Source organism: Sphingopyxis sp. H073 (assembly GCF_001468395.1).
In the GTDB taxonomy this organism is placed as follows: Bacteria; Pseudomonadota; Alphaproteobacteria; order Sphingomonadales; family Sphingomonadaceae; genus Sphingopyxis.
The window spans coordinates 424,333-438,532 of the sequence record NZ_LNSG01000003.1; the positions used below are offsets into that span (position 1 = coordinate 424,333).

11 protein-coding genes are annotated in these 14,200 nt (G+C 66.7%); 5 read left to right on the plus strand and 6 right to left on the minus strand.

Annotation, left to right across the window (positions count from 1 at the left end; genetic code table 11):
* Positions 1-125 precede the first annotated feature (125 nt).
* Positions 126-1,178 carry a LacI family DNA-binding transcriptional regulator gene (locus ATE64_RS07500; protein ID WP_058454108.1) on the plus strand — a complete coding sequence of 351 codons (1,053 nt, stop codon included), beginning with the start codon at positions 126-128 and terminating at the stop codon, positions 1,176-1,178.
* Between the two features lie 6 nt (positions 1,179-1,184).
* Here the strand turns inward: ATE64_RS07500 and ATE64_RS07505 are convergent, their stop codons facing one another.
* The 3 genes from ATE64_RS07505 to kduI form a co-directional block, all read right to left on the minus strand.
* Entirely contained in the window at positions 1,185-2,195 is a 1,011-nt protein-coding gene (locus ATE64_RS07505) for a sugar kinase (RefSeq protein WP_058454109.1), read from the minus strand.
* Between the two features lie 9 nt (positions 2,196-2,204).
* Complete coding sequence (gene kduD / locus ATE64_RS07510) at positions 2,205-2,972, minus strand: 2-dehydro-3-deoxy-D-gluconate 5-dehydrogenase KduD (RefSeq protein ID WP_156416548.1); 768 nt, start codon at positions 2,970-2,972, stop codon at positions 2,205-2,207.
* Positions 2,973-3,111: 139 nt separating this feature from the next.
* Positions 3,112-3,954, minus strand: coding sequence for a 5-dehydro-4-deoxy-D-glucuronate isomerase (kduI, locus tag ATE64_RS07515; RefSeq protein ID WP_058454110.1), 843 nt, complete (start codon positions 3,952-3,954; stop codon positions 3,112-3,114).
* A gap of 264 nt (positions 3,955-4,218) precedes the next feature.
* Here kduI and paoA point away from each other — a divergent pair, with 264 nt between their 5' ends.
* From paoA to paoC, 3 genes are read left to right on the plus strand one after another with little or no spacing between them, the layout of a single operon-like run.
* Positions 4,219-4,863: an aldehyde dehydrogenase iron-sulfur subunit PaoA gene (gene paoA, locus ATE64_RS07520; RefSeq protein ID WP_058454111.1), complete on the plus strand. Its 645-nt coding sequence runs from the start codon at positions 4,219-4,221 to the stop codon at positions 4,861-4,863.
* On the plus strand, positions 4,860-5,810 hold the full coding sequence (locus ATE64_RS07525; RefSeq protein ID WP_058454112.1) for a xanthine dehydrogenase family protein subunit M: 951 nt from the start codon (positions 4,860-4,862) through the stop codon (positions 5,808-5,810). Before paoA ends, ATE64_RS07525 begins: the two co-directional genes overlap by 4 nt.
* A gap of 4 nt (positions 5,811-5,814) precedes the next feature.
* On the plus strand, positions 5,815-8,022 hold the full coding sequence (paoC, locus tag ATE64_RS07530) for an aldehyde oxidoreductase molybdenum-binding subunit PaoC (RefSeq protein ID WP_058454113.1): 2,208 nt from the start codon (positions 5,815-5,817) through the stop codon (positions 8,020-8,022).
* A 16-nt stretch (positions 8,023-8,038) separates the two neighbouring features.
* On the opposite strand, the gene ATE64_RS07535 is transcribed toward paoC, so the two are convergent.
* A complete protein-coding gene (locus tag ATE64_RS07535) occupies positions 8,039-8,617 on the minus strand; it encodes a nucleotidyltransferase family protein (RefSeq protein ID WP_058454114.1) in 579 nt (192 codons plus the stop codon).
* A gap of 33 nt (positions 8,618-8,650) precedes the next feature.
* On the opposite strand from ATE64_RS07535, the gene ATE64_RS07540 reads away from it, so the two are divergent.
* Complete coding sequence (locus ATE64_RS07540) at positions 8,651-9,622, plus strand: XdhC family protein (protein WP_082657631.1); 972 nt, start codon at positions 8,651-8,653, stop codon at positions 9,620-9,622.
* Positions 9,623-9,637: 15 nt separating this feature from the next.
* On the opposite strand, the gene ATE64_RS07545 is transcribed toward ATE64_RS07540, so the two are convergent.
* Complete coding sequence (locus ATE64_RS07545) at positions 9,638-11,038, minus strand: efflux transporter outer membrane subunit (protein WP_082657644.1); 1,401 nt, start codon at positions 11,036-11,038, stop codon at positions 9,638-9,640.
* The gene (locus tag ATE64_RS07550) at positions 11,031-14,198 is read right to left on the minus strand and encodes an efflux RND transporter permease subunit (protein WP_058454115.1); all 3,168 of its coding nucleotides are present in this window, start codon (positions 14,196-14,198) and stop codon (positions 11,031-11,033) included. The genes ATE64_RS07545 and ATE64_RS07550 overlap by 8 nt, the downstream gene beginning before the upstream one ends.
* Positions 14,199-14,200 lie beyond the last annotated feature (2 nt).

The following is a 14,200-nucleotide window of genomic DNA, read 5'->3' on the forward strand; positions in this document are numbered from 1 at the left end:
AAAAGCAAGCGAATAGCCGTGGCCGCGGTTGATTTTGCGCGGCCAAGCCTTCACTAGGGACGGTACCGGCCGAAAACTGGGCTTGGCGCTTCAGGTGCGCGGCGCGGTGGAGAGAAAGCGTTATCATGGCGGCACGCGCGGGCGGACAAGGTGGCAAGCAACCGACGATCAACGATGTCGCGGCGCTCGCGGGGGTTTCGAAAAAGACGGTCAGCCGCGTCATCAACCGGTCCGAGTTCATCAGCGAAAAAACCCGCAAGTCGGTGCAGCAGGCGATCGACACGCTCGGCTTCGTTCCCAATCCGCAGGCGCGTGCGCTCGCCTTTCGCCGCAATTTCCTCATCGCGCTGCTCCACGACAATCCGAACGCGCAGACGGTGCTCAATTTCCAGCAGGGCGTTCTCGACGCGATCAAGGACAGCGATCTGGCGCTGCTCGTCCGCCCGGTCGATCGCGGCTCGGACAAGCTGCTCGACGACGTGCGCCTGTTCCTCGAAAAGCAGCGTCCGATCGGCGCGATGCTGCTGCCGCCGATTTCGGAAAATGACGATCTTGCGAAACTCTGCGGGGATCTGGGCGTGCGCTATGTTCGGGTCGGATCGGCGCCGCTCGACGATGCAAGGCATTGCGTGTCGTCGAACGATCGCGAGGTCGTCGCCGAGGCGGTCGGCAAGCTGATCGCGCTTGGCCACCGCCGCATCGGCTTCGTGCGCGGCCCCGCCGGCTTCCGCTCGGCCGCCGAACGCGAAGAGGGATTCCGCGCGGCGCTCGCCGCGGCGGGCCTGTCGCTTCCCGACGAACTCTACGCGCCCGGCAACTATCGCTACACCGCAGGAGTCGAGGCGGGCGAGGCGATGCTGTCGCTCAAGGAACCGCCGACCGCCGTTTTCGTGTCGAACGACGAAATGGCAGCAGGCGTGATGAGCGTTGCGCATGGCAAGGGTCTGTCGGTTCCCGCAGACCTGTCGATCATCGGTTTCGACGATTCGCCAACCGCGACGCATATCTGGCCTGCGCTCAGCACGGTGCGCTGGCCGATCCGCGAGATGGGATCGCGTGCCGCGCGTACGCTCGTTGCCGATTTCCTCGGCTCCAGCGCCAAGGCGGCCGACGATGAAAATCCGGTGATGCCGTCGACCTTCATCGAACGCCAGTCGGTCGCGCCGCCGCGCGGCTGACCTGCTCTATCGCCGGACGTCGAGCGCCCCGGAATGGAAGGCGTCGATGTCGCTTTGCCCGAAGCGGCTGGCATCGCCCGGCAGCGAATGTTTGAGGCAGGCGAGCGCGAGTCCGCTTTCCGCCATCGCGCGCGCATCGCCGCCCGACAGATGCGCATGAAGCACCCCCGCTGCGAAGGCGTCACCGGCACCGATGCGGTCGACGATGCCCGTCACATCGACGTCGGCCGTCTGGTGGCTTGCGTCGCGCAGGTCGATGCGTGCCGCGATGCGATGATGGTCGGCGGTGACGGTGTGCCGCGCGGTCGATGCGATCAGCCTGAGGTTCGGAAAGGCCGAAAAACCCGCTTCGGCCGCTTCCCGCCGCCGATCCTCTCCCTCGCCGCCGAACGCGCGCTCAAGCACCAGCGACAGGTCGCGGTGGTTGCCGAACAGGATATCCGCGGTTCCGATCAACTCCGACAGGATCGCACGCGGATCGCCGTCCCACGCGTCCCACAGCATGGCACGATAGTTGCCGTCGAAGCTGACCGGTACGCCCAGCCGCTTCGCCGCGCGAGCCGCCGCCAGCGCAGCTTCGGCCGAGCGTGGCCCGAGCGCGGGGGTGATCCCCGACAGGTGCAGCAGCCCCGCCCCCGCCAGCAATCGGTCGAAATCATAATCGTCGGGCCCGGTCGTCGCGAAGCTCGATCCCGCACGGTCGTACACGATTTCCGACGCGCGCAGCCCGGCGCCGACGCTCAGGAAATAGAGGCCCATCCGCCCGGGGTGACTGGTGACGGCGCTACAATCGACACCGGCGCCGCGTACCGCCGCCACCGCTCCGCGACCCAGCGCGTTGGGTGGGATGGAGCTGACCATCGCGCAGTCGTGGCCGAGATGCGCGAGGCCGATCGCGACATTCGCTTCGGCGCCGCCGACATGAAGCGACAGCGCGGGCGACTGCATCAGCAGCTCGTTGCCCGGCGCGGTCAGGCGGATCAGCAGTTCGCCGAAAAAGACAAGGCGGGCGGTCATGGCGCGATGCTAGCGCGCGAGCCAGCCGCCGTCGACGGCGAGGATATGGCCCTGCACATAGTCCGACGCCGAGGAAGCGAGGAACACCGCGGCACCGCCGATGTCGGCGGGATCGCCCCAGCGCCCCGCCGGAATACGTTCCATAATCTGGCGATTGCGCGTCTCGTCGGCCTGCAGCGCGGCGGTGTTGTTCGTCGCGATATAGCCCGGGGCGATCGCATTGACCTGCACGCCCTTCGCCGCCCATTCGTTGGCGAGCAGCTTGGTGAGCCCGCCGACCCCCGATTTGGACGCGGTATAGCTCGGCACGCGGATGCCGCCCTGAAAGGTGAGCATCGAGGCGATGTTGATGATTTTGCCCGAGCCCCCCTCCTTCTCGATACGCGCAATCATGTGGCGACCCACGCTCTGACACAGGAAGAAGAGCGTCTTGAGATTGGTGTCCATCACCGCATCCCAGTCGTCCTCGGTGAAATCGACCGCGTCGGCGCGGCGGATGATGCCGGCATTGTTGACGAGGATGTCGATGCGGCCGAATTCGGCGAGCACCGCATCGACAAGCGGCTGCACCGCGCCGACGCTCGACAGGTCGGCGGCAAAATTTTCGCCCTTCCGTCCGAGTCCGCGCACCTTGCCGACGGTCTCGTCAGCGGGCGTGCGGCCCGCAGCGGCAATGTCGGCCCCCGCCTCGGCGAGCGCCACCGCGATCCCCTGTCCGATGCCGGCGTTGGCGCCGGTGACCAAGGCGACTTTTCCGTTTAGGTCGAACAATGACATCGGTCGTCTCATCCTCTCGTCATGCTGAACCTGTTTCAGCATCCATGGTCGGTCCCCTCATCCGGCGCGGCAACTTGGGAAGGGTCCGGCCCTGGACCCTGAAACAAGTTCAGGGTGACGAAGAAGACTGGAACGTTCTTTACGACAGCTGACAGATGTCGAGGACGTTCATGTCCGTATAATCCTGATTCTCGCCCGCCATCGCCCAGATGAAGGCATAGGATTTCGTACCCGCACCCATGTGGATCGACCACGGCGGCGAGATCACCGCTTCCTCATTCTGCATGACGATGTGGCGCGTCGCCTCGCCCTCGCCCATGAAATGCATCACGCGGTCGGTCTCGACATTGTCGAGTTCGAAATAGAAATAGATCTCGCTGCGGCGCTCGTGGATATGCGGCGGCATCGTGTTCCAGACACTGCCTTCCTTTAGCACGGTAAGCCCCATGACGAGCTGCGCGCTGTCGCAAACGCCGGGAATGACGAGCTGGTAGATCGTGCGTTCGTTCGATTCGGCGAGGCTGCCGCGGTCGAGCGCATTGGCGTCGGCGATGCCGAGCTTTCGCGTCGTGAACGCCTTGTGCGCCGGGCACGACGCCAGATAGTAGCGCGCGCCCTGCCCCGCGAACTCGACGTCCGTCGCGCCCATCGTCACATAGAGGCAATCCTTGTTGCCGAGCGTGAAGACCTCACCGTCGACGGTGATGGTGCCTTCCACAGACGAAATGTTGACGATCGCAAGCTCGCGTCGCTCGAGAAACGGGTGCCCGGCCGCCGACGGCGGCTCGGTCTGCGCCGGCAGCTTGACCGGCGCGCCGCCGACGGCAACCCCGCCGATCACGAAGCGGTCGGCGTGGGTGTAGTTGAGAACGCACTCGCCGGTCCGGAACAAATTCCGGATCAGATAGCGGTCGCGAAGCTCCGCGTTCGATACGTCCTCCATCATCGCGGGATGGGTGGCGTAATAGGTGCGATCGAACATGGCGGCATCCTCGAATGAGATTGGTTTGCGGCAGGAATAAAGAACAAGGTAACCGGTGTCAATATCGTGCCCGAGCTGCCATTGGACTGAAAAGCGGCGACGCCGCGAGACTCCCGATTGCCGTACCGCACATCCCTATGATACCGTTCGCGCACCACCGAAAAGATTGCGGGGCGGCGATGCATCGTCCCATCCGGCACATAATGGCTCAAAGCTCTGCGGGGACTGCAATCCGCGGGCGCATCAGACAATCGGGGACATGATATGGCGCCATCAGACGAGTTTCCCATTTCGCGGCGCGGACTGCTGGCCGGCGGCGCTGCGTCGGTCGCCACCGCGGCGGTCGCCAGACCCGCGATGGCCGAGACAGAATCCGCCAAGGCTCCGGCAAGCCCGCCGACCGCGAAGGTCGATTTCGAAGTCAACGGCACCGCGCACTCGCTCGAACTCGATACGCGCACGACATTGCTCGACGCGCTGCGCGAGCATCTGCGCCTGACCGGCACCAAGAAGGGTTGCGACCACGGCCAGTGCGGCGCCTGCACCGTCATCGTCGACGGGCGGCGGATCAACAGCTGCCTGTCGCTCGCGGTCCAGCACGAGGGCGACCGGATCACGACGATCGAGGGGCTGGGCCAGCCGGGCAATCTGCATCCGATGCAGGAGGCCTTCGTCGTCCACGACGGATATCAATGCGGCTATTGCACCCCCGGCCAGGTCTGCTCGGCGGTCGCGGTGCTGGACGAGATCAAGGCCGGCATCCCTAGCCATGTGACCGCCGACCTCACCGCCGCGCCCGCCGTCACGCCGCACGAACTGCGCGAGCGGATGAGCGGCAATATCTGCCGCTGCGGCGCCTATTCCAACATCGTCGAGGCGATTATCGACGTCGCGGGAGTGAAGGCATGAAAAGCTTCACCTACGAGCGGGTCGACACCCCCGCCGCCGCCACCGCCGGCTTTGCCCGCACGCCGGGCGCGCGCTTCATCGCGGGCGGCACGAACCTCCTCGACCTCATGAAGCTCGAGATCGAAACCCCCGCTCATCTGATCGACGTCAGCCGGTTGAAGCTCGACACGATCGAGCCGACGAGCGATGGCGGGCTGCGGATCGGGGCGATGGTGCGCAACACCGACCTTGCCGCCGACGCGCGCATCCGGCGCGACTATGGCCTCGTTTCGCGCGCGCTCGTCGCGGGCGCCTCGGGCCAGCTTCGCAACAAGGCCACGACCGCGGGCAACCTCCTCCAGCGCACGCGCTGCCCCTATTTCTACGACACCAACCAGCCGTGCAACAAACGCCGGCCGGGCAGCGGCTGCGCCGCCATCGGCGGGTTCAGCCGCCTGCACGCTGTGGTCGGCGCGAGCGAGGCCTGTATCGCCACCCACCCCAGCGACATGGCGGTCGCGATGCAGGCACTGGACGCGATGGTCGAGACGGTCGACAAGGCGGGCAAGACGCGCCGCATCGCTCTCGCCGACCTTTACCGCGCGCCGGGTAGCACGCCGCACCTCGAAACCGCGCTGGCGCCGGGCGAGTTGATCACTGCGGTGACCCTGCCGAAACCCGTCGGCGGCACGCATATCTATCACAAGGTCCGCGACCGCGCCTCCTATGCCTTCGCGCTGATCTCGGTCGGCGTCGTCGTCCAGCCCGACGGCAGCGGCCGCGTCGCGCTCGGCGGGGTCGGTTACAAGCCGTGGCGGGTCAAGGCCGCCGATGCGGAGCTGCCGCGCGGCGCGAAGGCGGCGACCTCGGCGCTGCTCGCGGGCGCGAAGACCAGCCACGAAAATGCCTACAAGCTGCCCCTCGTCGAGCGCACGCTCGCCGGGGTGCTGGCGCAAGCGAAAGGCTGAACCGATGAAGTTCGACACGCCAGCGACCGAGAACCCGATCGACCAGCTCAAGGTCGTCGGCAAGCCGACCAGCCGGATCGAGGGGCCGCTCAAGACCAGCGGCACCGCGCCCTACGCCTATGAACGCCACGACGCGGTGCCGAACCAGGCCTATGGCTTCATTGTCGGGTCGGCGATCGCCAAGGGCCGCATCGCGTCGATGGATCTTGCCGAGGCGAAGGCGGCGCCCGGCGTCCTCGCCATTGTCACCGCGGCCAGCGCCGGGATGCTCGGCAAAGGCGACTTCAACACCGCCCGCCTGCTCGGCGGACCCGAAATCCAGCACTATCATCAGGCAATCGCGATCGTCGTCGCCGAAAGCTTCGAACAGGCGCGCGCGGCGGCAGGGCTCGTCCGCGTCCAATACACCCGCGACAAGGGCAATTTCGACCTCGCGAGTTCGCTCGACGGGGCAATCAAGCCTCCGGCCTTTTTCGGCACCGAACCCGACAGCAGCTTCGGCGATTTCGACGCCGCCTTCGCCTCGGCACCGGTCAAGCTCGACGAACATTATACGACCCCCGACCACAGCCATGCGATGATGGAGCCGCACGCCTCGATCGCAAGCTGGGACGGCGACAAGCTCACCCTGTGGACATCGAACCAGATGATCGCCTGGTCGGTCGGCGACGTCGCGAAAACGCTCGGTATTCCAAGGGAGAATGTCCGGCTGGTCTCGCCCTATATCGGCGGCGGGTTCGGCGCCAAATTGTTCGTCCGCGCCGACGCGATCCTCGCGGCACTCGGTGCCAGGGCTGCCGGTCGGCCGGTCAAGGTCGCACTGCCGCGTCCGCTCATCGCGAACAACACGACCCATCGCCCCGCGACGATCCAGCGCATCCGCCTTGGCGCGACATCCGACGGCAAGCTGACGTCGATCGGCCATGAAAGCTGGTCGGGTGACCTCAAGGGCGGCGGCCCCGAAACCGCGGTCGGGCAGACGCGCCTGCTCTATGCCGCGCCCCACCGCATGACCGCGATGCGCCTCGCCGTCCTCGACCTCCCCGAAGGCAACGCGATGCGCGCGCCCGGCGAGGCGCCCGGGCTGATGGCGCTGGAGATCGCAATCGACGAAATGGCCGAAAAGCTGGGCATGGACCCCGTCGCCTTCCGTATCCTCAACGATACGCAGGTCGACCCCGAGAAGCCCGAGCGCAAATTCTCGCAGCGCCAGCTCAACGAATGCCTCCGGATCGGCGCCGACAAATTCGGGTGGGCGGCGCGCAATCCGAAGCCCGGCCTGACCCGCGACGGCCGCTGGCTCGTCGGCACCGGAGTCGCCGCCGCCTTCCGCAACAATCTCAACGAAAAATCGGCGGCGCGCGTGCGGCTCGATCGCGCGGGCCGGGTGATCGTCGAGACCGACATGACCGACATCGGCACCGGCAGCTATACGATCATCGCGCAGACCGCCGCCGAAATGCTGGGCGTACCGCTCGATCAGGTCGAGGTCCGCCTCGGCGACTCGCTCTTCCCCGTATCCGCGGGCTCGGGCGGCCAGTGGGGCGCGAACAGCTCGACCGCCGGCGTCTATGCCGCTTGCGCCAAGCTGCGTACCGCTATCGCGCAAAAACTGGGTCTCGATCCGGCAAAAGCCACCTTTGCGAACGGCAAGGTCAGCGCCGGCGGAAAGAGCATCGCGCTCGCCAGGGCGGCGGCCGACGGGGAGGTCGTGGCCGAAGACATGATGGAATATGGCGACCTCGCGCAGACCTTCCAGCAGTCGACCTTCGGCGCACATTTCGTCGAGGCGGCGGTCGACGCCGCGACCGGCGAGATCCGTCTGCGCCGGATGCTTGCCGTGTGTGCGGCAGGGCGCATCCTCAACCCGAAGGCGGCGCGCAGCCAGGTCATCGGCGCGATGACGATGGGCGCGGGCGCGGCACTGATGGAGGAGTTGGCGGTCGACAAAAGATTCGGCTTTTTCGTCAATCACGACCTCGCCGGCTACGAAGTGCCCGTCCACGCCGATATACCGTCGCAGGACGTGATCTTCCTCGACGAGGTCGATCCGACCACGTCGCCGATGAAGGCAAAGGGCGTCGGCGAACTGGGGATTTGCGGCGTCGCGGCGGCGGTCGCCAACGCGGTCTATCACGCAACCGGCATTCGCGTGCGCAACTATCCGGTCACACTCGACAAGCTGATCGACCGCCTGCCGGCGATCGCATGACGCGGCGGCGCGACTGCTACCGCACGGAGAGGTCCGAGGGGCGGTCGATGTCGGCGAGGTCGCCGGCGGCTGCCGGAACCAGCGCCGCCGAGGCAAGAAGCGCGCGCCCTCCCCGATCGCCCGTTGCCGTACCCAGTTCGTCGAACACCGCGCGCGCGAACAGCGCCGGAGGCGTCGGCACGCCATCGCGGCTCGATGCGACGACCGGCGCCGTTTCGAGATCGAACCGCGCCAGTAGCTTGCGCAGGTGCGCCGCGCGCACGAAGGGCATATCGGCCAGGCAGAGCAGCGCCGCCCTCTCGGGACCGGACGCCGCCGCCCCGATACCAAGCCGCAGCGAGGCCGACAGGCCAAGATCGGTATCCGGGTTGGCGACGATCTCGAACCCTTGTGCCGCGAGCAGCGTCGCAAGGTCGCCGTCACGATCGGGGCAGACCGCGATACGCCGCGCTGGCGCAAGCTCGACGATCGCCGCCGCCGCACGAAGCGCGACGGGCATGCCATCGATCGGCGCGAGCAGCTTGTCCGCGGCGCCGAACCGGCTCGACCGGCCCGCGGCCAGAAAGATGGCGGCAACCGCGCCCGGATCGATCATGTCGCTTCCTCCGTTGCGCGACTGTCCGGCAAAATGAACCCGCTGGCAATCACCCCCGCCGACATCCTGCGCTTTGCGCTCGACGCGCCTGCCGGAGACGCCGTGCTCGTCACGCTGGTCGGCATCGCGGGGTCGTCGCCACGCGCGCTGGGGGCGCAGATGGTCGTCCGATCGGACGGCGACTATCGCGGCTCCTTCTCCGGCGGCTGTATCGAGGCGGCGATCGTCGGCGAGGCGCGGTCGATCCTCGCAACCGGGGAAAGCCGCATCGTCCGCTTCGGCGCGGGATCGCCTTATATCGACATCCGCCTTCCCTGCGGCGGCGGAATCGACCTGCTGTTTACACCCCGCCCCGACCCGCGGGCGATCGCCACAACGCTTGCCCGCCTCGATGCGCGTGAACCAGCCGCGATCTCTATTTCGGACGCTGGAATAACCGCTGCCCGGTCCACCGCAACATGCGGCTGGTCGGGCGACAGCTTTCTCCGGCTCTTTGTTCCGTCCCTGCGCATCGTCGCGATGGGGCACGGCGATGCCTTGGTCGCGACCGCGCGCCTCGCCCATTTCTTCGGCGCCGATGTTCGCGCTGTTTCTCCGGCGTCGGCGGACGTGGCCGAGCTTGCCGCCACCGGCATCGCGGCAATGCCGATCGACCACCGCGCCCCTCCCCCGCTTCGGGGCGACCGCTGGACCGCCTTTATCCTGCTGTTCCACGACCATGAGTGGGAAGAGGTCCTGCTCCCCTGGGCGCTGCGGCAACCGCATCTCCATGTGGGCGCCATCGGCGGCGCGCAAAGCCGCCGTGACCGGCTGAGGATGCTACGCGGCAAGGGATTCGGCGAATCGACCCTCGAGCATTTCCGGACCCCCGCCGGGCTGATCCCGGCAACGCGCGATCCGGCAACGCTTGCCCTGTCGGTCATCGCGCAGATCGTCGCCGCCTATCAGGCCGAGGGGCCGGGTGCGCAAAAGCGAGCGACCGAAGCCGTAAGCCTTTACGACTGACCGGCGAGCCCACGGTCAGGCAGGCCCGACCAACCCTCCGCCCAGCGCGACATAAAGTGTCACCAGATTGTCGGCCTGCGCGCGGCGCAGTTCGATCAATGCCTGTTCGGCGGCGAACAGGCTGCGTTCGGCGTCGAGCACTTCGAGATACGTCGAAACGCCCTCGCGGTAGCGTTTGCGCGCCAGGTCGGCGATGCGGCGCGTCGCCAGCGTACCGCGCTCCTGCGCCTCGACCTGTTCGGCAAGATAGCGCCGCCCGGCGAGCGCATCGGCGACTTCGCGAAAGGCCGACTGGACCGTCTTTTCATAGGTCGCGACCGCGATATTCTCGCGCGCCTCGGCGACCGTCAGATTGCCCCGGTTGCGCCCGAAATCGAAGATCGGGAGGGTGATCGACGGCCCGAAGCTCCACGTCAGCCCATTGTTGGTAAACAGGCCGTCGAGCGCGCTCGACGCGAAACCGACATTGCCGGTCAGCGAAATCGACGGGAAGAAGGCGGCGCGCGCCGCGCCAACGTTGGCGCGCGCCGCGCGAAGCTGTTCCTCCGCCGCCACGATGTCGGGCCGAGCGACGAGCAGGTCCGACGGCAGGCCAGCCGACAGCGCCGGCGGCGATGACTGGGCGGCCAGCGACAGCGGCGCGGGCAGATCGGCCGGAAGCGGACCGCCGACGAGCACAGCAAGGAAATTGTCCGCCTGCGCCTTCGCGAGCTTCAGGCTCGCAAGCTGCGTTTCGGCCTGCGTAAGCAGCGTTTCCGATTGGCGATAGTCGAGCGCCGAAGTCACGCCCGCATCGAGGCGCAGCTTCGCGATCCGCAGGCCTTCGCGCCGGCTGGTCACCGTCGCCTCGGCAAGCTCGATCTGCTCTTCGGCGCCGTGCGAGGCGAAATAGGTCGATGCGACGTCGCGAACCAGCGTCAGCCGGAACGCGCGCTCGGCCTGCTGCGTCGCGAAATACTGGCTGCGCGCCGCCTCCGACAGATTCTTCACCCGGCCCCAGAAATCGAGTTCGAACGAGGTGACGCCGACTCCGACCGAATAGCGGTTCGATGTGTCGGTTCCGGCGCCGGTCAGCGACGGGCCCCGGCTACGCGCGGCCTCTGCGCTCGCGCCAACGGTCGGCAGGCGATCGGCGTCCTGAATGCGATAGAGGCCGCGCGCCTCCTCGATGCGCGCGACGGCCACCGCCAGATCACGATTGCGCTCGATCGCGCGCGCGATCAGTGCTTCAAGCTGCGGGTCGGCGAAAAAGTCGCGCCACGCGACGTCGCTCGCGCGCTGCCCCGGCGTCACGTCATTCTCGAACCCCTGCGGATAATGCGCGTCGGTCGCCAGCGGCGGCCGCACATGCTCGGGCGCGAGGTTGACGCAGCCGGTCAACGCGATCGCGGCGAAAGGGACGGCGAACTTACGCATGGCCGGGCTCCGGGTCATGATGACCTCGCTCGCCGGGCGCGGGCGGTCGCTTGCGGCTCAGCCATTTGCGCACCGACAGATAGAAAAGCGGGATGAAGAAGATGCCGAGCAGAGTGGCGGCGATCATTCCGCCCATTACGCCCGAGCCGACCGCGATGCGGCTCGCCGCGCCCGCGCCGCTCGCGATGACCAGCGGCACCATGCCAAGGATGAACGCCAGGCTGGTCATGATGATCGGGCGCAGCCGTAGCTTCACCGCTTCCATCACCGCGTCGAGCGTGGACTTGCCCTCGGCCTCCTGCTCGATCGCGAATTCGACGATCAGGATCGCATTCTTCGCCGACAGGCCGATGATCGTGATCAGCCCGACGTTGAAATAAATGTCGGCGCTGAGCCCGCGCATCATCGAGAAGAGCACCGCGCCGAGCACGCCGAGCGGCACGACGAGCAGCACCGCGACGGGCACCGACCAGCTTTCATAGAGCGCCGCGAGCAGCAGAAAGACGACGACGAGCGACAGGCCGAGCAGCATCCCGATCTGCCCCGCGGACTGTTTCTCCTCATAGGAAATGCCCGTCCATTCATAGGAGAAACCTGCGGGCAACGAGGCCGCAAGCCGCTCCATCTCCGCCATCGCCTCGCCGGTCGACTGGCCGGGCGCGGGTTCGCCCGAGATCGTCATCGCGGGATAGCCGTTGTAGCGCTGGAGCTGCGGCGCCTCGGCCGACCATTCGGCGGTGCTGAACGAACCGAAGGGAACCATCTCGCCCGCCGCGCTCCGCACCTTGAGGTCGGTGACGTCCTGCGGGGTCATCCGGCTCGCGGCGTCGGCCTGGATCAGCACGCGCAGCACGCGGCCCTCACGCGTGAAGTCGTTGGCATAGGCGCTGCCAAAGGCGATCGCGAGCGTCGCGTTGACGTCGCCGATCGACAGGCCGAGGGCGCGCGCCTTGATGCGGTCGATATCGACCTTCAGCACCGGTGCATCCTCCTGCCCCTCGGGACGGACGTTCGCCAGCAGCTTGCTCTGCATCGCGCCGCCCAGCATCTGGTTGCGCGCCTGCATCAGCGCCGCGCGGCCGTTGCCGCCACGATCCTGCAGCTTGAACGTGAAGCCGCTCGCGGTGCCGAGTTCGGGAATCGACGGCGGGCTCAGCGAGAAGACGAACGCTTCCTTGATCCCCATGAACGCGCCCATGGCCTTGCCGGCGATCGCATCGGCGCTGTCCCCGTCGCCCGTGCGCTCGTCCCACGGCTTGAGCGGGGTGAACATGATCGCGTTCGCCTGCCCCTGACCGAAGAAGCTGAAACCGCGGACGAGTACGGTGTTCGCAACCTGCGGCTGCGCGGCGAAGAATTTTTTCACCTGGGCCGACGCCAGATCGGTGCGCTGCGTCGTCGCGCCCGGCGGCGCCTGGACGACGGTGATCAGATAGCCCTGATCCTCCTGCGGCAGGAACGAACCCGGCAGGCGCGTGAAGAGCAGCGCGGTCACCGCGACCATCGCCACGAAGACGCCGAGCCAGCGCAGCGGCGACGACAATATGCGTCCGACGCGCCCCTGATAGCGATCGGTCGTGCGGCCGAACCAGCCGTTGAAGCGGGCGAAGAAGCGGTCGAATCTTTCGCCGATGGGCCCGCTCCGCTTCTCCTCATCGTGCGGCTTGAGCAGCGTCGCGCAGAGCGCCGGGGTCAAGGTCAGCGCGAGCATGGCCGAAAAGGCGATGGAAATCGCGAGCGTCAGCGAGAATTGCCGATAGATGCCGCCCGTCGAGCCGGGGAAGAAGGCCATCGGGATAAACACCGCGATCAGCACCAGCGTGATGCCGATAATCGCCGAGGTGATCTGGCTCATCGCCTTCACCGTCGCTTCATAGGGCGACAGATGCTCCTCGCTCATGATGCGCTCGACATTCTCGATCACGACGATCGCATCGTCGACGAGAATGCCGATCGCCAGCACCATGCCGAACAGGGTCAGCACGTTGATCGAAAAGCCCGCGATCCAGAGGCCGAGGCACGCGCCCGCGAGCGCGATCGGGACGACGATCGTCGGGATTACCGTCGCGCGCCAGTTCTGAAGGAAGAGAAACATGACCAGGAAGACCAGGATCATCGCTTCGCCCAGCGTCTTCACCACCTCTTCGATAGACAGGCTGATAAAGGGGGTCGTGTCGTAGGGGATCGACCAGGTGACGTCGGGCGGAAAGCCCTTCGAAAGCTCTTCCATCCGGCTGCGGATACCCTCGGCGGTCGACAGCGCGTTGGCGCCTGGCGTCAGCTGGATGGCAAGGCCCGCCATCGGCTTGCCGTTGAGCTCCGAGGAAAAGACATAATTCGCCGCGCCCAGCTCGACGCGCCCGACGTCGCCCAGCGTTACCGCCGAACCGTCGGGGTTGGCGCGCAGGATGATGCCTTCGAATTGCTCGGGCTTGGTGAAACGCCCCTGCGTCGTGATCACGGCGTTGAGCTGCGCATTCTTTGCAAGCGGCTGGTCGCCGAGCTGGCCGCCCGGCGTCTGGCTGTTCTGCTCCTGCACCGCGCCCAGCGCTTCGGCGGGTGACAGATTGTGCGAAGCGAGCTTCTGCGGGTCGAGCCAGATGCGCATCGCATATTCGGGCGCAAAGGCCTGGACGTTGCCGACGCCGTTCACGCGGCGCAGCTCGTCGAGCACGCGCGTGTTCGCGAAATTGTTGACCTCCATCGGGTCGGTGTTGCCGCTCTTCGACGTGATCGCGACGATCAGCAGGAAGCCCGAATTGGCCTCGGTGACCGAGATGCCTTGACGGCGCACATCGTCGGGCAGGCGTTGTTCGACCCGGCGGAGACGGTTCTGCACCTCCAGCTGGGCGTCATCGATATTGGTGCCGGCTTCGAACGTCAGCGTGATCGAGGCCGTCCCGTTCGATTCGCTGGTCGAGGCCATGTAGAGGAAGCCCTCGACCCCGTTCAGCTCCTGCTCGATCACCTGCGTGACATTCTGCTCGAGCGTGCTCGCATCGGCGCCCGGATAGGTGACGCTGATCGTCAGCGATGGCGGCGCGACCGAGGGATATTGTTCGACCGGCAAACCGCGCAACGCGATGATTCCGGCCAGCAGGATGCCGATGGCGATGACCCATGAAAAAATGGGCCGGTCGATGAAAAAGCGCGGGCTCATGC